The following is a 26,160-nucleotide window of genomic DNA, read 5'->3' on the forward strand; positions in this document are numbered from 1 at the left end:
GCGATGTGAAGCATTATTCGGCTTGTATAATCCAATCAAATCAAACAAGATACCGGGATGCTGAAATCAACAGCGTCATTGTAATGACATTCACAATGGTAGAAAGAAGTACTGTTTGAGCTGCGAAATCGGGTTCATTTTTATATTCTTCCGCCAAAATACTTGTATTAACACCGGTAGGCATACCAGATGCAATCAGCAGGGCTTGAGCTGGAATCCCTTTAAGTCCAAGCAGGAGTACGAGCAGAAAACCGACCACAGGACCGACCATCAGACGCAGCATCATACTGATATACACGGCTGTACGCCGCAGACGAAAGGGATATTGCACAATTTGCGCTCCCAAGGTAAGCAGAGCAACGGCAACCATCGACTGGCTGATATAATTCAACGGCTCTGCCAGTAAATTGGGCAATGGACTGTGCAACAAATTCAGCAGCAAGCCCAGCACGAGGGCATAAGGAACCGGCATTTTCAAAAAATTTATCAGAATTTTTCGAGTGTCGGCCTTGCCGTTCTGTACAACAAAAGTACCATATGTAAACGTGACAAAGCTTTGAAAGGTCATAATCAGTGCTTGAACGGATGTAGCCAACGGATCACCTTTGAATACTAACTGATTGATCGGCAGGCCGTAATTTCCCGAATTATCAAGCATGACACTGTTTGTAAAAGCTCCCCGCATTCCGGGGCTATACTTCAGAGATCTGGCAACAGTCGTACTGATGACGTACAGAATGGTTATGTACAAGGCGTAAAAAAGAGAAACCTCGCCCATGAGCATTAACGAAATTTCCGAGTTATAAAGACCGGTAAACACAACCGCAGGGGTAATATAGTAAAAATTGATCTTAGCTAAGGTATACAAATCCAGTCGAAAATAATACTGCATGATACAACCAAAACCGATGAGTACAAAAATAGGTAAAACCACGTCTAAAAGAATGGTGCCGAACATATCTGTTTCATCTTCTTTCTTTTGTGCGATTTCTTGAAAATGCATATGCATTGTCCATTATACTGTGGAAATAGGTTAGGCGTATAATGAAATTTTATATAACCGAAAAGAGGCTACTCGCATTACGTGCTGGTCATGTGTACAATTAATAGAGAACACTGAGAAAAGGGAGTGGCATAGATGGATTTAGGATTAACGGGAAAAGCTGCCTTTGTTGCAGGCTCCAGCAAAGGACTTGGCAAGGCAAGCGCACGGGAGCTGGCACGTGAAGGTGCGAATGTCGTGATTTCGGGCCGGAACGAAGCGGAGCTTCAACGTACACAGGCGGAACTCAAGGAAACGGCCAGCGGGCGCGTCGAATATGTGGTTTGCGATGTAACGAAACCTGAACATATTTCCGAAGCTATCCGTCGTACGGCAGATTTGTTTGGCACCGTCGATATTTTAGTTAACAATGCGGGCGGACCTCCTGCGGGAACCTTTGATGATTTTACGGATGAAGTATGGCTGCAAGCCTTTGAGCAAAATTTGCTTAGCCACATCCGTTTAATTCGCGAAGCTTTACCTTATATGAAAAAACAACAAAGCGGCCGAATTTTAAATATTGCATCCTCCTCGGTTAAGCAGCCGATTCCGGGTCTTATTATCTCGAATACCCTACGTACAGGTGTCGCTGGCTTGGCGAAGACACTGTCTCTGGAATTAGCTCCCTACAATATTCTAGTACATACCGTAGCACCAGGGAGAATTGCAACTGATCGTGTGCGAAGCCTGGACGAGCATCGGGCCGAGCAGACTCAACAAACATTGGATCAGGTTCGTAAACAAGCAGAAGAGGGTATTCCGTTGGGACGATATGGGGAGCCGGAAGAGTTCGGGAGAGTGGTTGCTTTTCTGGCATCTAAAGCCTCTTCCTATTTGACAGGCAGCACCATTCTTGTCGATGGAGGGATGATCAGGTCGTTGTAACAAATATTAAAAAAAAGCGTGCCAGCATCAGAATTAATCAGATGTTAGCACGCTTTTTAGGAGGGCTAGTCAAGAAGCTGTGAATCGCTGCTCACTGACCCATCAGTTCTCGCGATGTGGCAGCTCACAACCGTCGTCGGTGCATACGCCACCTGCATCGTCTGCGGAGGAGCTTGCGCTTACCATCGTGAATGGAGAGCGTTCGTCCCATGCTTTTTGCAGGGCATCATGGAATACCTCGTCCGGCTGAGCACCCGAAACAGCAAATTTACGATCAAAAACAAAGAACGGTACACCACGAACACCCAATTGAGCACCCTCGGCTTCATCGGCTCTAACTTCATTCGTATAGCGATCACTGGCCAGCACAGCAGCGGCTTCGCCTTGATCCAGACCAACCTCGGCAGCCAGCGCCGCCAGCACTTCAGGGTCGCCCGTATGTTTTCCTTCTATGAACACAGCCTGGAATAAGCGCTCGCTCAGCTCCAGCATTTTGCCTTGTGTTTGAGCCCAAAGCGTTAAGCGGTGGGCATCCATAGAGTTGGTTGGCACCATCGCATGAATATTGTACTCCAGGCTCGCCGAGCGTGCGTTTTCGTTCATACGGTCATTCATGGCCTGAGCCTCTTGCAGACTGACGCCATATTTGGCCGACAGCTCTTCATTGATCGTTTTACCACTATCTTTTACAGCATCCGGGTTCAGCTCAAAGCTCTTAAACGTCAATTGTACCTCATCGTGGTGCGGGAATTGCTGCAATACTTGTTCCAAACGGCGTTTGCCGATATAACAGAACGGACACATATAATCAGACCAAACTTCGATATTCATAAGGTAAAGCCTCCATGTATACGTATTTTATCGAGTAACCGGGAGTAAGTAAGCTCACGTTTAGAATGTCAAAGGTGAAACTTAATCAGTTACAATAAGAATTATAAGACCAAAACCTGCTGTGTGCAAATATTTATGCTTGTCAAAAAATAAATGCTGTGATATTTTATATGTGTAACCGGTTACACATTGGAGTTGAAACTACACAATGACAACAATTAAACAGGTCGCCAGCTATGCAGGCGTTTCCGTAGCGACCGTATCCAGAGTTATTAATGAAACGGGATATGTGCATGAGGATACACGACGAAAGGTTGAGGCCGCTGTTAAGCAACTGAATTACAAACCCAACGAAGTTGCTCGTTCTTTGTACAAAAAGAAATCCAGATTGATCGGCCTGCTTCTACCGGATATTACGAATCCTTACTTTCCCTTGCTAGCTCGTGGAGTGGAGGATCGAATGCAAGAAAATGATTTTCGAATTATTTTTGGCAATAGTGATGAGGATCGGCAAAAAGAACTGGATTACATGGATACCTTTATTCAAAATAATGTCGTTGGCGTCATTTCATCTACAAATGATCCCAATGCTGATTGCTACGCCAAGTTGAAAATCCCTGTCGTTTTTCTTGATCGAACTTCCAATGACAGTCCTTCCGTATATGCGGATGGTGCTCATGGCGGTCGACTTGCAGCGCAGGAAATCGTGGCCCGTGGCAGCAAACAAATTACGGTCATGCAGGGGCCGGCGCATATTCGCCCGGCACAGGATCGTTTTCGCGGGGCGGTTGAAGAACTTCAGCAATCGAATATTGCTTATCATGTCGTCAAGACGACGTCCTTTTCGTTCAAGGAAGCCGAGCTGTGGGCCAAAGAGCTGTTCAGCAAGCATCCGGATACGGACGGAGTCATTGCGAGTAACGATATTGTGGCTACGGCGGTGATGCATGAGGCACATAGATTAGGAAAAAAAATCCCGGATGATGTTCAGATTATCGGGTTTGATGATATACCGTTAAGCAGCTTGTTATTCCCGCCATTGTCAACCATTCGGCAGCCTGCTTATGAAATGGGATGGGAAGCAGCAGGCTTGCTGATTCAACTGATTGAACAGTCACAAGCAACGAAGTCTAGCGTACCCAATTTTCATTCGAGCATACTTACTCATTCAAGCATACAATTGCCCGTCAAATTCATTGAACGGGAAACGACCAGAAAGGTGGATTATCATGGCTAAAATCACGATTATCGGAAGCAGCTCTATGGATCTTGTAGTGACCTCATCCAAGCGCCCCGGTGCAGGAGAAACGGTACTGGGTGAAAGCTTTACAACCGTGCCCGGAGGGAAAGGAGCCAATCAGGCAGTAGCCGCAGCCCGTCTTGGAGCGGACGTTACGATGATTGGACGCGTAGGGGATGATCATTTTGGTCAACAGATTTTACGGAATTTTGAAGAAAATCATGTTCAAGCTGGCTATGTGAAACCGGTTACACATATGGAAAGCGGTACAGCACATATTGTGCTGGCTGAAGGTGATAACAGTATTGTTGTTGTAAAAGCAGCGAATAATGAAATAACTCCAGCCTATGTGGAGGAAGCGATCGATGTGATCCGAAATTCGGATATGGTGCTCATTCAGCAGGAAATACCGGAGGAAACGGTCGTATACGTGAGCAAAATTTGCGCCAAGTATCAGGTGCCGCTGTTGCTGAATCCCGCTCCGGCTCGTGAGGTGGAAGCAAGTGTGATTGAGAACGCGACATACATTACGCCAAATGAGCATGAAGCCGCTATTATGTTCAAGGGTCAAAGCCTTCAAGAGGCTCTACGTCAATATCCGAACAGGTTGTTTGTTACAGAAGGCAGCAATGGTGTTCGGTTTTTCGACGGAGAACAGGAGATCGTTGTCCCTACTTATAAAGTAGAAGCCGTGGATACGACAGGTGCAGGGGATACATTTAACGCTGCTTTTGCGGTGGCGCTGGCTGAGGGAAAATCGCTGGTAGACAGTGTGAAATTCGCCAATCGTGCTGCATCGCTGTCCGTTACCAAATTTGGGGCACAGGGTGGTATGCCAACGCGGCGTGAAGTGGAGGAGCAATTATAATATGAAAAAACATGGAATCCTGAACAGTCATATATCCAAGGTACTGTCGGATCTCGGTCACACGGACTATATTGTCGTGGCCGATGCCGGCTTACCCATTCCTGAAGGCGTTACCAAAATTGATTTGGCTCTCAAATTGGGCGTACCGTCCTTTCAGGATGTCGTTGATGTAATCGCAGCAGACATGGTGGTCGAAAAGGTAACATTGGCTGAAGAAATTAAACAGGGGAATAAGGAAGCTTTACGGTATATTAGCCGCACATTTGCAGGGGAACAGTCAGAAAATTCGCAGATCACGGCGCAAACCGCCGCCATTGAGTTTTGTTCGCATGAGCAATTCAAGGAGTTGACCCGTCATGCCAAGGTGGTCATTCGCACAGGAGAAAATAAGCCGTTTGCCAATTGTATTTTGCAGGCCGGGGTTTATTTTGGATAAAGCCTATTTTGGATAAGTTCATTTTGGATATAAAGGAGGGGACAGCATGCAGGTTCAAATGAAGGGAATTCACAAAGCCTTTGGTACCAATCAGGTGCTGAGTGGTGTGGATTTTGATCTTCGTGAAGGAGAGGTTCATGCACTCATGGGTGAAAATGGTGCAGGTAAATCAACGCTTATGAATATTTTAATCGGGCTGCATCGTCGTGATGAAGGGACGATTATCATTGACGGTCAGGAAACCTATTTTGCTAATCCTAAAGAGGCGGAACAAAAGGGGATTGCTTTTATCCACCAGGAGCTGAATGTGTGGCCGGAAATGACCGTGCTGGAAAATCTATTTATCGGGAAGGAAATGACATCCAAGTGGGGATTGCTCGATAGCGCCAAAATGAAAGCGTTAGCAAATGAGCAATTCGCTAAGCTTGCGGTGAATCTGCCTTTGAATGGTGAAGCAGGCGAGTGTTCCGTGGGTCAACAGCAGATGATCGAAATAGCCAAAGCATTGATGACAGATGCCAAAGTGATCGTAATGGATGAACCGACAGCCGCGTTAACCGAACGGGAAATTCAAAAGCTGTTTGAGGTTATTACTTCCTTGAAAAAAGAAGGCGTTTCCATTGTTTATATTTCACATCGAATGGAGGAAATATTCGCAATCTGCGACCGGATTACCGTCATGCGTGACGGAAAAACAGTGGATACCCAAGCGATTCCCGATACCGATTTTGATGAGGTTGTACGGAAAATGGTCGGTAGAGAGCTGACTGAGCGCTACCCAGCTAGAACGCCTGCTTTGGGAGAAGTGGTGCTGGAGGTCAAAAATGCCTCGCACAAAGGTTTATTTAAAAATGTGAATTTTACCGTGCGATCCGGGGAAATTGTAGGCTTTTCAGGCTTGATGGGTTCGGGGCGAACAGAAATCATGCGGGCGCTTTTTGGACTGGATGCTTTGGATAGTGGTGAAATCCATGTGCGTGGAAAAAAGGTAACTATCCGCAAGCCGGATGACGCGGTTAAGCTGGGAATTGGGTTTATTACAGAGGACCGCAAGGATGAGGGCTTGGTGTTGGATTTTTCGATCCGGGAAAACATGGTTCTGCCCAATCTGTTCAGCTTTACGTCGAAAGGATTTATTTCAGGCAAAAAAGAGCTGGATTTTGTTAATACATTAATTAAGCGCTTACAAATAAAAACCCAATCAGGCGAAACGACGGTACGCAGTTTGTCAGGTGGCAATCAGCAAAAGGTGGTTATTGCCAAATGGGTGGGCATTGGCCCAAGCGTACTTATTCTTGACGAACCAACGAGAGGCGTGGATGTAGGTGCCAAACGGGAAATCTACCAGTTGATGAACGAGCTGACCGAGCGCGGAGTAGCGATCATCATGGTATCCTCAGAACTTCCCGAGGTGCTCGGCATGAGTGATCGTATTATCGTGGTGCATGAGGGGAAAATCACCGGGGAACTGAGCAGGGAAGAAGCCACACAAGAACACATTATGACGTTAGCTACAGGGGGACAGTAATATGACAACTATGAATGAAACTAAAGGTGGCAAAGGCTTTCAAATGTCGCAAATTACACAAAAGCTTGGTCCGCTGCTGGGACTCATTATTTTGGTCATCATCGTATCGGTCTTGAATCCCAGCTTTTTGGAACCGCTTAATATTCTGAATCTGTTGCGCCAAGTATCTATTAATGCGCTGATTGCGTTTGGTATGACCTTCGTGATTCTCACAGGTGGGATTGATTTGTCTGTCGGCTCGATCCTAGCTCTATCCAGTGCATTTGTCGCGAATATGATGCTGGCCGGTTTCGATCCGATTTTGGCGATTATCATTGGCTGTGCGCTGGGTGGCGTCATGGGGATGATTAATGGCTTGATGATTACCAAAGGTAAAATGGCTCCGTTTATCGCTACACTAGCAACCATGACTATTTTTAGAGGATTGACGCTGGTCTATACCAACGGTAATCCCATTACAGGACTCGGAGACAGTCTGGTATTTCAGTTGTTCGGCCGCGGCTACCAGTTTGGCATTCCGGTTCCGGCGATTACAATGCTCATTACCTTTGCCGTACTGTGGATCATTTTGCATAAAACGCCGTTTGGACGCAAAACGTATGCCATCGGTGGTAACGAGAAGGCTTCGATTGTATCCGGTATTAAAGTACCGCGCGTGAAAATTTGGATTTACTCTCTGGCTGGAATGCTCTCTGCTTTGGCGGGTGCTATTTTGACTTCACGTTTGAACTCGGCGCAGCCGACAGCAGGTACTTCTTATGAACTGGATGCCATTGCGGCTGTCGTACTGGGCGGAACAAGCCTGTCAGGCGGACGGGGGCGAATCGTAGGTACGTTGATCGGTGTACTCATTATCGGGACGCTGAACAATGGCTTGAATTTACTGGGTGTGAACTCTTTTTATCAAATGGTGGTCAAAGGGATTGTAATCGCCATTGCTGTATTGATTGACCGTAAGAAATCTGCATAAACCACCTAATCTGTATATAAGGAGACCACATATATGAAAAAGCTTACATTAATTATGACAGCCTTGCTCCTCCTGCTCATGACAGGCTGTTCTCTGGAACCGCCGGAATGGGCGAAACCTAAAGCAGCCGCGAACTTGAAGGACATTAAAATAGGCTTGTCCATCTCTACACTGAATAATCCATTTTTCGTCTCTCTCAAAGATGGAGTTGTTGCAGAGGCCAAAAAACAAGGATTACAAGTCATTGTCGTTGATGCTCAAAATGATTCGGCGAAGCAAAGCAATGATGTGGACGATCTGATCCAGCAAGGCGTAAATGCGTTGTTAATTAACCCGACAGATTCGTCGGCTATCTCTACGGTGGTTCAATCCGCGAACGCTTTGAACATCCCGGTCATTACGCTGGATCGTTCGGCTGACAAAGGAGAAGTAAAAGCGCTTGTTGCTTCGGATAATGTAGAGGGTGGACGCATGGCTGCCAGATACGTGATTGATCAGGTCGGAAAAGGTGCAAAGGTCATTGAGCTGGAAGGCGTACCAGGTGCATCGGCTACCCGCGAACGGGGCAAAGGCTTCCACGAAGTAGCGGATAAGGAACTGAACGTTATTGCCAAACAGTCGGCCGATTTTGACCGGACCAAAGGTTTGAATGTCATGGAAAACCTGCTGCAAGGCAACCCGGATGTTCAAGCGGTATTTGCCCATAATGATGAAATGGCGCTTGGGGCAATTGAAGCCATTCAAAGCTCGGGTAAAAATATTCCGGTGATCGGCTTTGACGGCAACGAGGATGCACTTAAATCTATTAAGGAGGGCAAACTCACGGCGACCGTGGCTCAGCAGCCCGAACTGATTGGACAATTGGCGGTTCGGGCGGCACAGGATGTACTCCAGGGTAAAACTGTGAAAAAATCAATTCCTGCCAAGCTGGAGTTAGTGGATCAGAAGAAATAAAACGGGTGTATAACCCAACTTTATAAATCAATACACCATGAGGCTACCTTATAGCAGGTGGCTTTTTGGTTTTTCTATTGTGATGATACATAAATATTAATGGAAGTTTTTTATTTTTATATTGTAAGAAGAGACGGTAAAAGATAGAATAACAATTGTATGATAATGAGAATCACTATCATTTTTCGATATATATAACTAAGGAGGACTTGTAATATGCAACAAAGTAACAGATTAAAATGGGGAATCACGCTTTGTCTTGTGGTTCTGCTGACGGTTGTACTGGGTGCTTGTAGAAACGCAGATACCCGCAATCAGACCAACGGAAAGACCAGCATTAACAACTCTTCCGGGCAATCCCAAACGGTTGCCATGCGTGAATATACAGATGCCACTGGCAACAAGATCAATATCCCTGTAAATCCGCAACGAGTTATTACGACGCAATATTTGGATGCGATACTGGCCTTAGGAGTTAAACCGGTAGGTGCCGCTTCCCATTTGCTGGAGGGTGACTATTTAAAAGGTAAGATTGACGGAGTTGCGGATATTGGGAACCCGACGAATGTAGAAAAGGTGCTGGAGCTACAACCAGACCTGATTATCACATCAGAACATACCACGCCAGAAGTGAAGGAGCAGCTGGAGAAAATTGCTCCAACTGTAGTCGTTTCTTTTGAAGAAGGGGATGTATTCAAACAACTGCGGGACGTCGCAGCCGTACTGGGTAAGGAGAAGGAAGCTGAGCAGTGGATCGCTAACTTGGACAAAAAAACTGCCGAAGGCCGGAAGAAGCTGGCTGGAAAATTTAAGAAAGATGAAACGGTTACGATTTATATGACCTACGGCAAGGATGTGCTGAGAGTGTACGGGGCGCGGAATGTAGGACATGTCATTTATCGCTCGCTGGAATTGAATCCTCCTGAGTACATACGCCAAAAGCTGGCGAAGGACCCGAACTTTAATTTTGTTTACGATAGCATCTCGATGGAAAAGCTGCCTGAACTGTCAGGGGACCGAATTATTATGCTGGTTTATGATGAAGAGAGCAAGGATGGAATCCTCAAGGAAATCGAGCAAAGCGCACTGTGGAGAAATCTCCCTGCGGTCAAAAATCACAAAGTATATTTCATCAAAGCTGACCCGTGGTTTACGTATTCACCGCTTGCTATCGACCAATCGCTGGATGAAGCCGTTACCATGCTTTCCACCGATCCTCAATAATCACTCCAAATAAGAAGGGAGAAGCCATATACATGCTGAAACGTTTTTTTGAATATTACCGTCCTTACCGGACTTTGTTTATTATTGATTTCTCTTGCGCCTTGCTGGCTGCACTGCTGGAGCTGGCTTTTCCACTTGCCGTCAACCGGGTGGTCGATGATTTGCTGCCTAGCGGGAACTGGAGGTGGATTTTATATGCCTGCCTAGGACTGCTTGGTATTTATGTAGTTAGTGCCGGTTTAAATTATGTGGTTACCTATTGGGGCCATAAGCTGGGGATTAATATCGAATCGGACATGCGTAAAAAGCTGTTTGATCGAGTGCAGAAGCAATCCTTCCGTTTTTTTGATAATAACAAAACAGGGCATCTCGTTTCCCGTATGACCAACGATCTGATGGATATCGGGGAAATTGCTCACCACGGACCCGAAGATTTGTTTATCGCGCTGATGACATTGGGAGGGGCCTTCGGCATCATGCTAGGCATTAACTGGAAGCTGGCTGTGCTGACGTTCATTATTGTGCCGCTCATGATTTACTTGTCCTTATATTTCAGTCGTAAAATGTCTGCGGCTTTCCATCGTATGTTTTCAGATATCGCAGATTACAACGCTCGTATTGAAAATAACGTCAGCGGTATCCGCGTCGTTCAAGCATTTTCGAATGAAGAACATGAAATGGAGCGTTTTGCTGAAAATAACGGACGCTTCCGTAAAACGAAGCTGGTCGCTTATCGCATTATGGCCTGGAATTCTTCAATTAGCTTTATCCTGATGAAGCTGGTTTCGCTGTTTGTACTCGTGTGCGGTACATGGTTTGTTATCGAAGGGCAGATGACGTACGGAGAATTTATCGCGTTTGTGATGCTGTCCAATGTATTTCTTGGGCCGATCAAACAAATTAACTCCGTTATTGAAACGTATCCCAAAGGTATTGCCGGCTTCCGTCGATATCTGGATTTGTTGGAAAGTGAATCGGATGTGGAAGATTTGCCTGGGGCCAAGACGGTTACCCATCTTAATGGAGAGATCCAATTTGCAGGTGTAACATTTGGCTATGAAAACAAAGACAAGGTATTGCGTAAAGTGGATCTATCCATCCATGCGGGAGAAACTGTTGCACTGGTCGGCCCTTCAGGAGCAGGTAAAACGACGCTTTGCAGTTTATTGCCACGCTTCTATGATGTGGAGGAAGGCAGCATTACCATTGATGGTATGGATATCCGTGAAATGAAGCTGGAATCGTTACGCTCCATGATTGGGATCGTACAGCAGGATGTGTTCCTGTTCGATGGAACGGTTCGTGAAAATATTGCATATGGCAAGCTAGGTGCTTCGGAAGAAGAAATTTGGGATGCTGCCCGTCGGGCTCAGATTGAAGACCTTGTTCGTTCCTATCCGGAAGGTCTGGATACGATGATTGGTGAACGGGGTGTGAAGCTGTCCGGGGGTCAAAAGCAACGTTTGTCTATTGCTCGGATGTTCCTCAAAAATCCGCCTATTCTCATCTTAGATGAAGCGACATCCGCACTGGATACGGAGACGGAAGCCGCGATTCAGCAGGCGTTGACGGAGTTGTCGCAAGGACGCACAACGCTCGTTATTGCGCATCGTCTTGCAACGATCAAAAACGCCGACCGCATTATCGTAGTTGCCGATCAGGGAATCGCCGAGCAAGGTAGACATGAAGAATTGCTGGCGGTAAAAGGTCCATATAGCCGTCTGCATCAAGCCCAGTACGGTACCTAAATAGAATAGTATGAAAGGTAAGTAGAGAGAGGGATGAATGTTTTGAAAAAGAAAATGTGGATTGCAATGATGCTCCTGTCATTCATTCTGGTTCTGACCGCTTGTGGGGGAAAGACGGAGCAGGCTGACGGAAAGCAGAATAAAACTTCTACCGAGCAGAAGCCGGCGGCAACGAAAACAGTCAAAACGATTCACGGTGATATTACGATCCCAACTCATCCTCAACGGATCGTCGTAGATATGTATCAGAATAATTTATTAGCTCTCGGTATTAAACCTGTGGGAAGTGTGAAGTATTATTTGGACAATCCGTTTTCCAGGGATCTTGTACAAGGCATTACAAGCATTGGAGATCGCGATAGCGTGTCCTTTGAAAAGGTACTTACTCTGGAGCCGGATTTGATTCTGATTGGTTCCAAAGATGCTTCTCAATATGAGAATTACAGTAAAATTGCCCCGACCGTCGCTATTCCTTATGGCACGTATAAGGATGTGCATGAGGAATTAACTGCTTTTGGAGAGCTTCTTGGTAAAGAGCAAGAGGCTAAAGCGTGGCTAGCCCAATACGATCAGCGGATGCAGGCAGCACGCGACAAGTTAAAGGGAATCATTCAACCTGAGGATACCTTCACTGTCATGGAGGCTTCAACGAAGGAATATTATGTATATGGCGATAACTTTGGCAGAGGAGGACAGGCGGTATACAGAGGACTGGGTTTGACGCCTCCACCTTTTGTCCAAAAAGAACTATTAGGTGATACTCAATGGAAATCGGTATCGAAAGAAGTTATTAATCAGTATGCTGGCTCTTATATTTTTCTGACGGTTAACAAGGAAACCGCCGGTTATACAGGGGACAGTATATGGAAGTCACTGGATGCCGTCCGAAATGGCAGGGTCTTTGAGTTACAGGAGGATCGCTATTGGTACTTTGACCCGATTGCCATTGTAGGACAAGCAGAAGAAATCGCAGACATGCTCGTCGAGCGGAATAAAGAGAAGGCTTCACAGAAGTAGTTACTCAGGTGTTCCTGGCAGCCCTTTGGTATTTATTTATGCCAAAGGGCTTTATTTTTTCACAAAATTGCAGGGCTTCACGGGTTCGTCGAAATTTACTATTGAAGCCATTGTCGCATTAATTTACAATAGTAAAGATTGCATGATAATAATTCTCATTATCAAACGCCTTCATGAGCACAGGTTTGTGTGATAGCCTACATACTATTCAACAGTAAGGGTGAAAAATAGTCATGAAATTATCAGAATCACCGGAGAGTCCCGCCCAGAGTAACCATAGCCAGCCGCCGACTCCATTCCACTCACGGCCATGGGCGGCTTCGCTCATCTTAACAGCCGGGCTAGCCCTTTTGGCGTTCGGTATCGCTTTATCCCTATCTTTTGGTGCAGCTCCTATTAGGCTGTTTGAGGTATGGAACGCAGTCTTTCATTTTAATCCTGAAATACAAAATCATCAAATTATTTGGGAAATCCGGCTACCACGGATTTTGGGTGGTGTGTTGATCGGAGTCTGCTTCGCTGTGGCGGGGGCGATTATGCAGGGGATGACCCGCAATCCGCTTGCTGACTCGGGCTTGCTTGGATTGAATTCGGGAGCCAGTTTGGCGATGGCGATTTGTTTTGCTCTTTTTCCCGGGTCATCCTTTTTACAACTGATGCTGTACTCCTTTGTTGGCGCGGCCTTAGCTGTTGTGATGGTATATGGTACAAGCTCCATATCCAAGGGTGGACTTACGCCAGTACGCCTTGTATTGGCGGGTGCAGCTGTAACGGCATTGCTGTCTGCCTTGGGTGACGCGATCAGCTTGTATTTTAATGTCGGACAGGATCTGGCCTTCTGGTATGCAGGGGGACTTAGCGGAACCAAGTGGGTGCAACTGGGGATTGTCTTGCCTTGGGTTGTGGCTGCTTTCATCGGTGCGCTTATGCTGTCCCGGTCTATTACGTTGCTCAGTCTCGGGGATGAAATTGCGCTCAGTCTCGGTCAGCGAACAGGGCTGGTGAAGGTAGCCGGGATGATTCTCGTTCTGGTCCTGGCGGGAGCGGCGGTATCGCTAGTAGGGTCTATCGGTTTTGTAGGATTGATCATTCCTCATATGACCCGCAAGCTGGTCGGTGTCGATTATCGCTGGATCATTCCTTGCTCGGCCATTATGGGGGCTTTACTCATCGTGTTTGCCGATCTGGCGGCTCGTATGATTAATGCACCGGAGGAAACACCAGTAGGCGTGCTTATTGCCCTGATTGGGGTGCCATTCTTCCTTTATCTGGCTCGTAAAGAAAGGAGAGCACTGTAAGATGAATAACATCACGACTGGAGCTATTGCCAAAGCAGGTCACCGAAAAAAAATCCATGATTGGATCGTTGTTATCGTTCTGCTCATTCTACTCGTTGTTGCATTCACCATTAGTGCGAATACAGGAACCATTCGACTTTCGCCAATGGAGCTTTTTAGAACCTTATTTGGGCAAGGGACTCCACAGCAGGAATTAATCTTATTTGAATTCCGATTGCCACGAATGGTTATTTCCGTTTTGATCGGTGCAGGTCTGGCTGTTTCTGGCTGTATCATGCAGGGAGTTTCACGTAATGGTTTGGCGGACCCTGGTATTTTGGGGATTAATGCTGGAGCCGGGCTGATGGTTATGCTGTTTGTATTGCTTTTCCCAACGATGCAAACAACGAATTCATTGTTTTTACTACCTGCCCTTGCGCTGATTGGATCGGGAGCGGCTGCTATTTTGATCTACGCGCTTTCTTACAAAAAGGGTGAAGGGATATCTCCGACAAGGTTACTGTTAAGCGGAATTGGTGTAGCGGCGGGGATCAGTGCTGCGATGATCTTCATGACCCTCAAGCTTACGCCTGAAAGTTATACGTTTGTTGCCAGTTGGCTGGCAGGAAGTATATGGGGGTCCAACTGGAAATTTGTAATGGCACTGTTACCTTGGCTTCTTGTGCTGCTGCCTTTCGCATACTACAAGGCCAATGTAATGAATGTGCTTAATCTGGGGGATCAGACGGCATCCGGGTTAGGTACATCAATTGAAAAAGAACGTATCCTTTTACTCGCTGCTGCGGTTGGATTGGCCAGTTCCAGCGTATCGGTTAGCGGTGGAATCGGCTTCGTCGGTTTAGTCGCTCCGCATTTGGCGAGAAAGCTGGTGGGACCAAAGCATAAGATGCTGTTAGTAGCCTGTGCTTTGGTCGGGGCACTGTTAGTGCTTGTGGCCGATACGATCACACGATCCTTACCTTTACAGAAGGAAATCCCGACAGGTTTAATTGTGGCCATCATTGGGGCGCCATACTTCCTGTATCTGCTGAGTCGCTCCAAGGGATAATCTTGCGAAGAAATCATAACTTACTCATTAAAAGCTATACACGACAAAATAACCTTCAACACCACTAAGGAAGTGGGGCTGAAGGTTATTTTGCATTTAAAATTTAGCAATCGCATTCTTTCATATCAACGGGAAGTATTCAAGGCGTGAGAAGTTTGATGAAGCTCTCTGATCATTTTGTGCAAAGTGTAATTTTCCTGACGCGTCACGCCGTGTTGATTTTCCTGAACCAGCAACTGATGGATGTTCCGTTTTAGAATTTCACTTCGACGTTCCAACATTTCGGTACTCATAAATAAAAGAACACTCCCTTTGTCATGAATAACTTGCATTTTTGAAATGAACATAGTCTGAAAATAAGTTTGCCTTTCGACTTCTTTAAGTATAACGTGCTGGATGATGAAGGGAAAACGGAGCCAGACAGCAAAATTCTTTTTCACATTAGCCTTGTTGCTCCGAGAAGTGCTCATCCCGTGTAATCTTAGATATGCTTGCCGATACTGACGATCACGCCAGATTAGGCGGAAATCAATGGGAGTGAACCTGTGTATTATTTGAAATCATGAGCTAATCAAACGAAATCCGAACTTTTCAATGCAGTCTTCGTTGATATGGATCTCGTTAATTGTTAATATTTTAAGTGTAATAGTGTCAATATTTTATAAGCTGGATAAACTTTATTTCCTCAATGAAAGGGACGTTGCTATCATGAAAAATAAAATACTAGTTTTTGATATTGGAGGCTCTTTTATAAAATTTAGTTTATTTTCCCAGAATGGTTTTTTCAAAAAGGGTAAAGTTGTAACACCGATGGACTCACTCGATGACCTTATTGTAACTTTAGAACAAATCCATAGTCAGTTTGTGGATGAAATCGAAGGTGTAGCTATAAGTTTGCCAGGCATTGTGAATTCCACTAGCGGCCATATGGTGCATGGAGGCTCCTTAAAGTATATAAATGATTTGAATATGGTTGAAGTTCTCGAAAAAAGATTTCGTTTACCTGTAACGATTGAAAATGATGGAAAGTGCGCTGCTCTTGGAGAAGCCTGGAGAGGTGCATTACAAGGGGTTAACGATGGGGTTGTCCTAGTGGTTGGCACAGGCATGGGAGGTGGAATCATATCTCAAGGGAAATTATTGAAAGGCCATCATCTATCCGCAGGAGAATTCTACTTCATTAGAACGAATAATGAAGATGCAGATAATCTTGATTATTTTCTTGGCTTTCAAGGAAGTAGTCTGACCTTAACTAAAAACGTTGCGAAAAATAAAAATCTTCCCGTTGGTTCAGTTACAGGCGAAAAAGTATTTGAATTCATTGAAAAAGATGATCCTGTTGTGCAATCTGTTTTCCGAGGATATTGCAGAAATATAGATATACAAATCATTAATCTGCAATCAGTGCTTGATCCTGAAAAGTTTGTTATTGGTGGAGGTATATCTGAAAATCCTCTACTCGTGAGTACCATTAGACAAGAATTAGAGAAACTTTATTCAGAGTCTACGTTTAATTTTATTTACGCGCAGATTGAACAAAGTAAATTAGGTAATGAAGCCACTTTGCTAGGTGCTATTTATAATTACAAACAATTACATAATATTGCATTGTAAAAAACTCAAAGAGTGCGGGTTATCTATTGGAGGATAGCCCGCTTTTTTAGTTGAAAATCGTTCAAAAAACAGCGTATAATATAAATTATACGCTGTTTAGGTTTAAATCGACTTTCATCAGCCCTCACGCACAAGATGTCGATCGAATTGTCGATAAAAAGTAGGCGAAAATGGACGTTTTACAGTATATTGGGAAGATGAATCGGAGCAGAGGTAATCGGGATGAACAAGGAGGGTCGGCAAATGGAGCTGGATAAGATAGATGATATTGATGAAGTGTATGCTGAGGAGTTGGAAGCTTTTTTGATTTGGATGAAAGATGCAGGTTATACGATACATACGCAAAAAAACTATATGGGGGATGTGAAGCAGTTCTTACGTACGCTGCGTGAAAAGCCACTTGATCAGGTGAAGAAAATTCATGTTATGTCGTATCTGTCTAAAGCGCGGGAAAGTGGGGCCGGAGATAGTACGCGGAACCGGAAGCATGCGGCGGTAAGTAGCTTTTACAAAGCATTGCAGGAATTTGAATTGTGCAGCACGAATCCGGCATCTGGAATTAAAAAAGCAAAGACCGAAAAGAATCGTATGCCCGTCTATTTAGATGAAAAGGAAATACAGCCGTTTTTGCTCGCAGTGGAGGGGAAATATGCAAATCGCAACATGGCCATTTTTCTGCTCATGGTATATATGGGATTACGGGTGGGAGAGGTTCATTCTTTGAATGTCTCGGATTACAGCCGGGAACGACGCACCTTGGATGTGTTTGGTAAAGGACGCAAGTGGCGTACTCTTCCAGTGCCGGAGGCTGTGTGTGGTATTTTAGACCGTGCAGTAGCGGAAAGATTAACGCCGTGGAGAGGGAAGGAGGATGCGATGTTCGTGTCGCAAAAAGGCCGCCGTTTGGCAGTGCGCTCTATCCAGCAGATCGCTACAGAAACGTTCGAGCGATTCCAGCAAGATAAAGGTGCGCAGGCTCGGGTGGCCTACTCTAGCCATAAGCTGCGGCATACGTTTGCAACGATGCTTTTGCGTAAGGGGGCCGATCTGCGTACGGTGCAGGAGCTGCTGGGGCACTCATCCATCCAGACAACCACCGTATATACACATGTTACGGATCGGGAGAAGGAAAAGGCGATGGATAAGCTGGATATTCAGATACCAATAACGTGATTGCAAGTATATACCATGAGTGCATGGAGTAGATAAAAAAGCTGGTTTTCATAATTATTATTATGTAAACCAACTAGAAAGAATTACACCCTAACTTAAAAATAGCACCAATGACTTTGGATTATTGATATATATCGTGGACGGTTTGTCATTTATCATAACGCTTAGCTTTGTTTTTGATTAATTTGCTCCAAATGATGCTGCATATGTTGAATATAATCATCAACTAACCATGCTAATGTTTCTGTAGCCTCCCCGTCTGTATGGAACCTTTTTTCAAAGGCGGGAGCTGTACAGGAGTTTAATATATTTATAATTTGCTTATTTAATAGTTTCCATAGGTGAATGATATCCACGTGAGAGAACTCTTTTTGATATTGATTAGCAGCAACCCAATCATTTTGTGCATACGATTCAATTTTAACAGGGGATGTTGGATGCTTAATCATGATAAATCTTCGATGATTATTAGAAGCAGAGTCGCACAAATGCCCAAGTATTTCTTTTTTAGACCATTTCTCTGGGAAAGGTTTGGCATTAAATTCAAGTTCAGAGATCGAAAGGAATTCTTTTTCATGATTCTCGATGAGTCTGGTGAGTTCTTCAACAGCATTTTGCAATAGATGTTCCTCCTTATTTGAGCGCTTGTCATATGATAAACCTTAGAATAATTCAGAATAAGCTGGAAAGCAATGGTGAATTAAAAGCCAGTATGATATTACCTTGACAAAGATAATATTTTGCTACAAAATTATTAAAACTACTTTATAAATATGGTTTATCAAGTGGCTTCATGATTTTATAAAAAGAAGGTGCAATGTATGGAAAAAGCTAATACAAATTTAATTAAAGAAATAAATCTGAACCTGGTTCGCAAAGTATTGAAGCAGATCAGCAAGGCAACAAAACCCCAACTAGCCGCATTGACAGATTTAAGTGTGGTAACTATCAATACTCTTATGCAGGAATTACTTAATAATGGAGAGATTTTTGAAGATGAAATCGTCCCTTCAAACGGAGGTAGACATGCGTTAACCTATCGTTTTAATTATGAGTATAGTCTGGCACTGATTATACATATTAATGAAAAACAAGGGACGGATGTAGTGTGTACCTCGGTAGTTGATTTAAATGAGGACGTTCTCATGAAAGAAGAACATCCCTTTCAAATTTTTAATGCTACACAATTTTATTCCACGATTCAAGACATCATTTCTCTCTATCCTTCCATTAAAGTTATTGGTATAGGAATCCCGGGACAATCTGTAAATGGAGAAATTACAGTCAGCAGCTATGAAAGGTTAAATGGAATTCGGTTGGCAGAGGATGTGCAAAGCAAATTTGGTTTGCCGGTTATTGTGGAGAATGACGTAAATGCCGCTGTATGTGGATACGTCTATAGAGAACAAATAGATGAAGATCAATGTGTGCTGGCTATTTATTTTCCTGAGAATTCTCCCCCAGGGATGGGAATTTATTTACGGGATGGGGTTTTAAAAGGCAAACATGGACTGGCTGGTGAAATCAAATTCCTTCCGTCTATAGTTTGGGATGAAAGCAAGGGAACAGAAGTTTTTTTTAATAGTATATGTGAAATTATTCAAATATTACAATCCGTATTTGATCCTGATCAAATTGTAGTCTATAGAGAGAATATAGAAGAAGAGTCTTTCTTTCATTTTTTAGAATCCTACAAATCTAAGCATAAAATGCCTTTGTATCCTGAAATTATTCTCTCAGATTTATTTTATGAAGATTTTAAAACAGGGTTGAGAGGGTTAACTCTAAAAGAATTGGAACGTCCGATTATTGTCTTTAAATAATGCATATATGCGTAGTGAAAAGAGGAGGAGAGAAATGATGGCAACATGGTTTTTGATTATTATTTATCTTTCGTTTATTAGCTTGGGTATCCCAGATTCACTGCTGGGGTCAGCTTGGCCCGTCATGTGGCCCGAACTTGGGGCTTCTTTTGGGTCAGCTGGAATTGTATCCATGGTCGTCGCAGGGGGAACCATTGTATCAAGTTTAGTTAGCGGAAGTATCATTGAAAGAATGGGTACAGGTAAGGTCACTTTAGTGAGCTGCTTTTTGACTGCAGGAGCGTTACTCGGATTTTCATTTGCACCTTCTTTATTTTGGCTAGTATTATTAGCAATTCCTCTTGGTCTTGGCGGGGGAGCTGTTGATGCAGCGCTCAATCAATATGTGGCTACTCATTATAAGGCATATCATATGAGTTGGCTGCATTGCTTTTGGGGTGTTGGAGCAACGATGGGACCGATTATTATGTCTTTCTACATTTCGAACTACAACTCATGGAGAAGTGGGTACACAGCCGTATCCATGATCCAGTTGGGTCTTGTTATTATTTTGCTCATTACACTACCATTATGGAAACGTGTTACCGCGATACAAAATCCCGTTATTCCCGAAGTCCAATCTGACTACTCACAGATGGATCATAATATTGTACAAGTTGAGAGCATCCCCAAACAAAGGCTAATCCAAATGAAGGGAGTTAAGAACACGCTCATTACTTTTTTATTTTATTGTGGTGTGGAAGCCATGGTAGGCTTATGGGGAGCAAGCTATTTGGTAGGGGCTAGAAACATTGCAGCCGAAACTGCTGCTGGTTGGATATCCTTATACTACGGTGGAATTACGGTAGGCAGGCTTATTACGGGGTTTGTTACTTTAAAAATAAACAATCGAATGTTAATTCTGGCTGGCCAACTTACTGCAATTACAGGAGGACTCATTTTGTTGCTTCCTTTGCCGATCGCTTTTTTATTACCCGGGTTTATTCTTATTGGGTTAGGACTTGCGCCGATTTACCCTGGACTTCTTCATGAAACGCCAACTCGGTTTGGTAAAGAAAATTCTTCCAAACTCATGGGATATCAAATGGCAGTTGCTTATACAGGAACAACATTGCTTCCTCCCATTTTTGGGGTTATAGCTTCTCAGGCAAGTATTCATTTTTTTCCGGTTGCAGTCCTTGTTTTCCTTCTTTTTATGCTGTTCAGTTCAGAACAAGTGAATCGTATATTGAAAAAGAGAATTTTGAATAATTAATCTAAATTATCACTTGACCTGAAACGCGTTTCATCAGCTAAAGTAAACGTATAACCTAAAAGAGAAAGCGAGGCACACTATGATCTCATTGATTTTACTTTGCTCAGTTATATGGGTTGGTACTTATTGGTGCTTAGTATTATCCGGGCAGCCTATGGAAGTAAAACCTTACCGTTCCTTTGATGATTTTTTTGAATGACTTTATATACCAACTTAATAAAGTAATTTTTTTATCTACTTTATTAATATGTTTAATTAATCGATTTAATAAGTGAACAGGCTATACACGGCGCACAATAATTGATTAAAGATCTTGCACAAAAGTTGGATTTACAAATACAAGGAGGTGTGACGATGTGGGGAATTGAAGGTATCTTGTGTGTTATAATTTTATTCATTATGTACTTTGTGATCAGTAGTTTGGCTCATTCTTCTCTTGTTCAAAAGCTTGCAGCACGTATGCTTGAAAATTTTAAGAGAGACTTTGATATTGATTCATGGAAAGATAATGAAAAGTCGTAAATTAAACTCGATAAATAAAGATCTTTATATATTAAGGGAGGATTTATGTATGTTTAAACTGGTGGTAAGTGATCTGGATGGTACTTTTCTGAACAATAGTGGTACTTTCGATGCCGAATTATTTAATCAGGTGTATAGAGAAATGCAAGAAAATAATATTTCCTTTGTAGCTTGTACAGGTAAACAATGTGAACGAGTAGAAGAATTGTTTGGCGAGCACGGAAAAGGGATCTGGATCTTAGGAGACAGTGCTACTCGTATTAAAAAGGATGGAGTCGTCGTCAAAGAGTTTACGATTGAACACGATTTAGCATTACAAGCGATAAGAGAAATTGAATGCTTCTCCAATGACTTCATTATCATAGCATGTACAACGGAAGCAGCATTTGTTCATTCTCAAATTCAAGAGGAATATTATCAAATTGTAAAAGGCTCCTATAAGGAAGTTATTAAGATTGACTCATTTGATCAAATCAACAGCAGCTTTCTTAAAATAACCGTTTACGATCCATCTGGCAGAAGTTCCTTATTAAGAAAGCATGTTGAAAAGACCTTGTTGGATCAAATTTATATTGTTGATTCTGAAGCAAATTGGCTGGATATTACAGCCCTTCATACCCATAAAGGGGAGACGGTAAGAAAACTCCAAGAGATATTGGGTGTTACTGAGGATGAAACCATGTCTTTTGGAGATGGAGAAAATGACGTGGAGTTGATGAGTATAGCAAAATACAGTTCCGCTGTAAAAAATGCTTGTGAGAACACTAAAAATGCAGCCAGCTTTATTACTAAATCCAACGAAGAAAACGGTGTATTATTAACGATAAAGAAAATGATAGATTTACAAAACAATTAAAATTAATTATCGTTATAAAAAGAAGTACTCCAAACTGCCCCATGAAAGGATTACACGTAGCATGAAAAATAAGATATTGGTTTTTGATATTGGCGGCTCTTTTATAAAATTCAGTTTGTATTTTCAAGGTGAATTTATGAGCAAGGGTAAAGTTGCAACACCATTAGACTCACTTGAGAACCTGCTTGTAGCTTTGAAGCAAATTCATCATCAGTTTATGGATGAATGTGTAGGTATAGCCGTCAGCATGCCAGGTATTGTGGATTCAGCAAGTGGCCATATGGTACATGGTGGTTCATTAAGATATATAAATGATATAAATATGATCGAAGTTTTTAAGAAAGCGTTTTATTTACCCGTAGCGATTGAAAATGATGGAAAATGTGCTGCTCTTGGAGAAGCATGGCGCGGTTCATTACAGGGAATCGCTGATGGTGTTGTTCTGGTAGTTGGAACAGGGATGGGTGGTGGAATCATCTCTCAAGGTAAATTGCTGAAAGGCCATCATTTATCGGCTGGGGAATTCTCCTTCGTCAGAACTAACAATGAGTATGCAGACAATGTTGATTATTTGCTTGGTATGCAAGGGAGTAGTTCTGTTTTATCTAAAACAGTTGCGAAAGCCAAAGGACTTCCTGCAGATTCTATGACAGGTGAAAAGGTATTCAAGCTCATTGAAGAAGGCGATCACACGGTTCAAACGATTTTTCAAGAATACTGTAGGAACATTGCAATACAAATTATTAATTTACAGACGATTCTTGACCCTGAAAAGTTTGTAATTGGGGGAGGCATATCCGCAAATCCTTTACTCGTTGTTACCATTAAAGAAGAGCTAGAGAAGCTTTATCTGGATTCGATCTTAAATTTTGTGCGTGCAGATATTGAGCAAAGTAAATTAGGCAATGAAGCGAATTTGCTAGGCGCTATATATAACTACAAACAATCACATCATCTTGAAGTATGACAAAAGATTATATTACGACGAGTGTCAGAAGAGTAATATAAACGAATAAAATATAAACAAAAGGGCGTGTCATTAACTTTAGACACGCCTTTTTTTGGTATCGAAGCTTGTTTTGATATATTGGTTAACATAATAAATATTATGTTAACTTTTATGAGCCCTACGAACGAAAGCTGCAAATGTGTTTACATTTCTTTTTCCGGAGGAGATTCAATGATCAACCCTTGAACATGCTTGCGTTCCAGAAGCTTCCGTTTTTTGCGGTTTTCCTTGGTTTCGAAAATAATGTCCAGATCGTAGTCGTCAGGATACAATTCAGTAGAAGCGATGTGAAGGACGAGCCTTTTTTTATTTATGGTCAACTTTTGTCCTTGGATCAAAACCCCTACATTACCCCGTTCATCCTCGGTTTTATAGACAATTCCGTTCCGATTCAAGTAGCCTACATAAACACTATCGCCAAGGGAAAATGGTTTGGCTGAAGGGTTTAAAGTCCCTTTTTTAGGGGAAGGTTTATTTGCAACCACAGGCTTATCATCATCAAGAGCAGGAGGCATAATAAACGATTCCTGTGTATTCCGAGACGTTCTGCCTGCAGAAATGGTCTGAGAACGCTCGATAATACGATCCCACATCCCCAGCTTCAAGGCAATTGCGTATGCGTAGCTTTCCCCGGCTTCGCCGATGCAAAGACGGTACAAGGGTTGCAGCGTTTCGGTATCAAACTCCATACGAGCATTTTGGAATCCCGGTGTGTTTTCAGCAAAATGCTTGATTTCACTAAAGTGTGTTGTAGCCACTACCGTTGCCTGGCGGCGGTGGAATTCTTCCAACAGTGCAATGGAGAGTCCTACGCCTTCTCCCGGATCGGTACCAGATGCCATTTCATCGATCAGGATCAGTGTGGAGCTGCCCGCCGTTTCCAAAATGCCGATCATATTGCGAACATGTGCAGAAAAGGTGCTCAAAGCATGTTCAATGCTTTGTCCATCCCCGATGTCTACCACAATTTCCTCGAATACAGCCATTCGGCTGCCATGCAAAACAGGTACCAGTAGCCCAGATTGCACCATTAGTGTTAATAGACCGACGCTTTTGAGGGCCATCGTTTTTCCGCCTGTGTTCGGTCCGGTGATGATGAGTGAGGAATATCCTTCACCAATTGAGAAATCAAGCGGCACCATGGTATTGGACATCAACGGGTGACGTGCACCTCGGATGTCTATAATCCCGTCAAGGTTAAGTTCAACAGGGACAGCATCCAGAGTCATGGCGTATTTGGCTTTCGCCAATAAAAAATCCAGTACACCTACCGTCTCTGTATTGATGCTTAGTTCCCGGTTGTATGACTCAGCCATTGCCGTCAGGTCTCCCAGCACTTTCATTTCTTCTTTTGATTCTTCTGCCATGTTCGCGCTCTGATCGAATTGCAGATTCGTGATCTCGGCAGGTTCAACGTAAACCGTTTGACCACTTCCCGATTCATCCAGTACATTGCCTTTCACTTGTTTACGGAATTCTTTTTTAATTGGGAGCACGTAACGGCCATTGCGCTGACTAATCATATTCTCCTGCATGATGGATCGGTGACGGGTGGTGAGAGAGTCAAGCTTTCTCTTGATACGTTCTTCAGTAACCACAATTTTTTTGCGAATTTTAGCTAGTTCTTTACTGGCGATATCCGTCACACGTCCTGAATGAATACATCTTTCGATTTCGGATAGAAGTAGCTCCATGCCATACATGGAAGATGCGTAGGCGCTGACGGTTGGAGCAGCATCCGCCTTGGAATGCATATATTTTATCAGTTGAATGCAGCTTCTAATGAATTGAGCCATATGAGAAAAATCGCGCTCGCTGAACATATACCCGGTTCCGAGCAGATGAAGAATGTGCTCCATTCCTTCCAACGAAGGAACAGGGACGCTTGCTCCGTGGCGAATGATCTGTAACGCTTCGTTCGTTTCGTCAAGACGAATCTTAATAGTACGGATATCAGTAATTGGTCGCATAGAAGCAGCGTGACGCTTACCCAGGTAAGAAAAAGCACATTCGGAAACTCTTGTTTTAATTTGATCATATTCCAAACGCAGCATTGTAGTTTCGTTCATAAATAAATCTCTCCTCTAGTTGTGTAGTGTAAGGATTTTGGAACCTTGCTGTTAAAATAAAAAAGGGCGGAGAATGAACAAAACGTTCATTCTCCGCCCTTAAGGAAAGAGGGTATTTATCTTCAAATAAGCCTGTTATTCAGCTTTTGTAGTTCCGAGTTTCCCATTCATTCACGCAACAGCTCTTTGCTAAGCTATTTGGATCGAATGGAAGACGTTTAAAGGGAAGTTACAAAATCTGAAAATAAAAAAACCGCGCTGAACACAGCACGGAATGGGGCCTGGATGAAGATAATCCCGAAGGCGATTTATGATATCCGCATGTTCTTAACTAATATCAGGGTAACAACATAGCAACAAACAAACCTGTCCCCGAAGGGCACAAGCGCCTGATGATACTCCCTGAATATGCAATTGCTTAGTTAAGAACGTTCACCGACATCAAAATCTCTCCCTTAATTGAAGATATACCCATACTATACGATTAGACAGGCATTGAAGTCAAGGCCGATTTCTTTAATTCGTTACAATAATGAGCATAAGGATAACATAATATATATTATGTTATCCTTAGATGAATTAGGCGTTTATCATTACAGCAAAGCAGCATGGTTAACCAAATAACATTTACGTATATTTCTGTTTTCAATATTATACGAGGTAAAATATAGTTAGTAAACGAGTAAAAAGGAGTCATTAAAATAAATTGAAATAGCTATTAAAATCAAATTGTTAGCGCTATCAAATTTT

At 43.2% G+C, this 26,160-nt stretch carries 24 protein-coding genes; 19 read left to right on the forward strand and 5 right to left on the reverse strand.

What is annotated here, in order from left to right:
• Positions 1 to 40: 40 nt before the first annotated feature.
• Positions 41 to 958, reverse strand: a complete 918-nt coding sequence (locus ACQ4MX_RS27880; RefSeq protein ID WP_431091430.1) for an AEC family transporter — start codon at positions 956 to 958, stop codon at positions 41 to 43.
• Between the two features lie 180 nt (positions 959 to 1,138).
• On the opposite strand from ACQ4MX_RS27880, the gene ACQ4MX_RS27885 reads away from it, so the two are divergent.
• Complete coding sequence (locus ACQ4MX_RS27885; RefSeq protein WP_431088535.1) at positions 1,139 to 1,927, forward strand: SDR family oxidoreductase; 789 nt, start codon at positions 1,139 to 1,141, stop codon at positions 1,925 to 1,927.
• A gap of 102 nt (positions 1,928 to 2,029) precedes the next feature.
• On the opposite strand, the gene ACQ4MX_RS27890 is transcribed toward ACQ4MX_RS27885, so the two are convergent.
• Positions 2,030 to 2,758 carry a DsbA family oxidoreductase gene (locus ACQ4MX_RS27890; RefSeq protein WP_431088537.1) on the reverse strand — a complete coding sequence of 243 codons (729 nt, stop codon included), beginning with the start codon at positions 2,756 to 2,758 and terminating at the stop codon, positions 2,030 to 2,032.
• A gap of 208 nt (positions 2,759 to 2,966) precedes the next feature.
• Here ACQ4MX_RS27890 and ACQ4MX_RS27895 point away from each other — a divergent pair, with 208 nt between their 5' ends.
• From ACQ4MX_RS27895 to ACQ4MX_RS27945, 11 genes are all read left to right on the forward strand, one after another.
• Positions 2,967 to 3,995 carry a LacI family DNA-binding transcriptional regulator gene (locus ACQ4MX_RS27895; protein ID WP_431088538.1) on the forward strand — a complete coding sequence of 343 codons (1,029 nt, stop codon included), beginning with the start codon at positions 2,967 to 2,969 and terminating at the stop codon, positions 3,993 to 3,995.
• The gene (gene rbsK / locus ACQ4MX_RS27900) at positions 3,988 to 4,866 is read left to right on the forward strand and encodes a ribokinase (RefSeq protein ID WP_431088539.1); all 879 of its coding nucleotides are present in this window, start codon (positions 3,988 to 3,990) and stop codon (positions 4,864 to 4,866) included. The genes ACQ4MX_RS27895 and rbsK overlap by 8 nt, the downstream gene beginning before the upstream one ends.
• A gap of 1 nt (position 4,867) precedes the next feature.
• Positions 4,868 to 5,302 carry a D-ribose pyranase gene (gene rbsD, locus ACQ4MX_RS27905; protein ID WP_431088540.1) on the forward strand — a complete coding sequence of 145 codons (435 nt, stop codon included), beginning with the start codon at positions 4,868 to 4,870 and terminating at the stop codon, positions 5,300 to 5,302.
• 46 nt (positions 5,303 to 5,348) lie between these two features.
• The gene (locus tag ACQ4MX_RS27910) at positions 5,349 to 6,830 is read left to right on the forward strand and encodes a sugar ABC transporter ATP-binding protein (protein ID WP_431088541.1); all 1,482 of its coding nucleotides are present in this window, start codon (positions 5,349 to 5,351) and stop codon (positions 6,828 to 6,830) included.
• 1 nt (position 6,831) lies between these two features.
• On the forward strand, positions 6,832 to 7,800 hold the full coding sequence (gene rbsC, locus ACQ4MX_RS27915) for a ribose ABC transporter permease RbsC (RefSeq protein ID WP_014281544.1): 969 nt from the start codon (positions 6,832 to 6,834) through the stop codon (positions 7,798 to 7,800).
• Between the two features lie 33 nt (positions 7,801 to 7,833).
• Positions 7,834 to 8,754 (forward strand): ribose ABC transporter substrate-binding protein RbsB, encoded by a 921-nt coding sequence (gene rbsB, locus ACQ4MX_RS27920; protein ID WP_192511106.1) that lies wholly within the window; start codon positions 7,834 to 7,836, stop codon positions 8,752 to 8,754.
• 216 nt (positions 8,755 to 8,970) lie between these two features.
• Positions 8,971 to 9,978: an ABC transporter substrate-binding protein gene (locus tag ACQ4MX_RS27925; RefSeq protein ID WP_431088543.1), complete on the forward strand. Its 1,008-nt coding sequence runs from the start codon at positions 8,971 to 8,973 to the stop codon at positions 9,976 to 9,978.
• A gap of 32 nt (positions 9,979 to 10,010) precedes the next feature.
• Entirely contained in the window at positions 10,011 to 11,726 is a 1,716-nt protein-coding gene (locus ACQ4MX_RS27930) for an ABC transporter ATP-binding protein (protein WP_431088544.1), read from the forward strand.
• Between the two features lie 33 nt (positions 11,727 to 11,759).
• Entirely contained in the window at positions 11,760 to 12,743 is a 984-nt protein-coding gene (locus ACQ4MX_RS27935; RefSeq protein WP_431088546.1) for an ABC transporter substrate-binding protein, read from the forward strand.
• Between the two features lie 233 nt (positions 12,744 to 12,976).
• Positions 12,977 to 14,041, forward strand: coding sequence for a FecCD family ABC transporter permease (locus ACQ4MX_RS27940; protein ID WP_431088548.1), 1,065 nt, complete (start codon positions 12,977 to 12,979; stop codon positions 14,039 to 14,041).
• Between the two features lies 1 nt (position 14,042).
• Positions 14,043 to 15,089: a FecCD family ABC transporter permease gene (locus tag ACQ4MX_RS27945; RefSeq protein ID WP_431088549.1), complete on the forward strand. Its 1,047-nt coding sequence runs from the start codon at positions 14,043 to 14,045 to the stop codon at positions 15,087 to 15,089.
• 125 nt (positions 15,090 to 15,214) lie between these two features.
• On the opposite strand, the gene ACQ4MX_RS27950 is transcribed toward ACQ4MX_RS27945, so the two are convergent.
• On the reverse strand, positions 15,215 to 15,382 hold the full coding sequence (locus ACQ4MX_RS27950) for a hypothetical protein (protein WP_007432475.1): 168 nt from the start codon (positions 15,380 to 15,382) through the stop codon (positions 15,215 to 15,217).
• Positions 15,383 to 15,797: 415 nt separating this feature from the next.
• Between ACQ4MX_RS27950 and ACQ4MX_RS27955 the strand changes: the two genes are divergently transcribed.
• Complete coding sequence (locus ACQ4MX_RS27955) at positions 15,798 to 16,703, forward strand: ROK family protein (protein ID WP_431088551.1); 906 nt, start codon at positions 15,798 to 15,800, stop codon at positions 16,701 to 16,703.
• A 222-nt stretch (positions 16,704 to 16,925) separates the two neighbouring features.
• Positions 16,926 to 17,876, forward strand: coding sequence for a tyrosine-type recombinase/integrase (locus ACQ4MX_RS27960; RefSeq protein ID WP_431088552.1), 951 nt, complete (start codon positions 16,926 to 16,928; stop codon positions 17,874 to 17,876).
• A 164-nt stretch (positions 17,877 to 18,040) separates the two neighbouring features.
• Here ACQ4MX_RS27960 and ACQ4MX_RS27965 read toward each other — a convergent pair whose 3' ends face one another.
• Positions 18,041 to 18,496: a DinB family protein gene (locus ACQ4MX_RS27965; RefSeq protein WP_431088553.1), complete on the reverse strand. Its 456-nt coding sequence runs from the start codon at positions 18,494 to 18,496 to the stop codon at positions 18,041 to 18,043.
• Between the two features lie 201 nt (positions 18,497 to 18,697).
• Between ACQ4MX_RS27965 and ACQ4MX_RS27970 the strand changes: the two genes are divergently transcribed.
• The 5 genes from ACQ4MX_RS27970 (at position 18,698) to ACQ4MX_RS27990 (ending at position 23,299) form a co-directional block, all read left to right on the forward strand.
• Positions 18,698 to 19,699, forward strand: coding sequence for an ROK family protein (locus tag ACQ4MX_RS27970; RefSeq protein WP_431088555.1), 1,002 nt, complete (start codon positions 18,698 to 18,700; stop codon positions 19,697 to 19,699).
• A 34-nt stretch (positions 19,700 to 19,733) separates the two neighbouring features.
• Positions 19,734 to 20,954 (forward strand): MFS transporter, encoded by a 1,221-nt coding sequence (locus ACQ4MX_RS27975; protein WP_431088556.1) that lies wholly within the window; start codon positions 19,734 to 19,736, stop codon positions 20,952 to 20,954.
• A 354-nt stretch (positions 20,955 to 21,308) separates the two neighbouring features.
• Complete coding sequence (locus ACQ4MX_RS27980) at positions 21,309 to 21,476, forward strand: hypothetical protein (RefSeq protein WP_431088557.1); 168 nt, start codon at positions 21,309 to 21,311, stop codon at positions 21,474 to 21,476.
• A 49-nt stretch (positions 21,477 to 21,525) separates the two neighbouring features.
• Positions 21,526 to 22,332 carry an HAD-IIB family hydrolase gene (locus tag ACQ4MX_RS27985; protein WP_431088558.1) on the forward strand — a complete coding sequence of 269 codons (807 nt, stop codon included), beginning with the start codon at positions 21,526 to 21,528 and terminating at the stop codon, positions 22,330 to 22,332.
• Positions 22,333 to 22,393: 61 nt separating this feature from the next.
• Positions 22,394 to 23,299, forward strand: coding sequence for an ROK family protein (locus tag ACQ4MX_RS27990; RefSeq protein WP_431088560.1), 906 nt, complete (start codon positions 22,394 to 22,396; stop codon positions 23,297 to 23,299).
• A gap of 185 nt (positions 23,300 to 23,484) precedes the next feature.
• On the opposite strand, the gene ACQ4MX_RS27995 is transcribed toward ACQ4MX_RS27990, so the two are convergent.
• Positions 23,485 to 25,410, reverse strand: a complete 1,926-nt coding sequence (locus ACQ4MX_RS27995) for an endonuclease MutS2 (RefSeq protein WP_431088561.1) — start codon at positions 25,408 to 25,410, stop codon at positions 23,485 to 23,487.
• Between the last annotated feature and the right edge of the window lie 750 nt (positions 25,411 to 26,160).

The sequence above is a fragment of the Paenibacillus sp. 8b26 genome (genome assembly GCF_050626875.1).
Lineage (GTDB): Bacteria > Bacillota > Bacilli > Paenibacillales > Paenibacillaceae > Paenibacillus.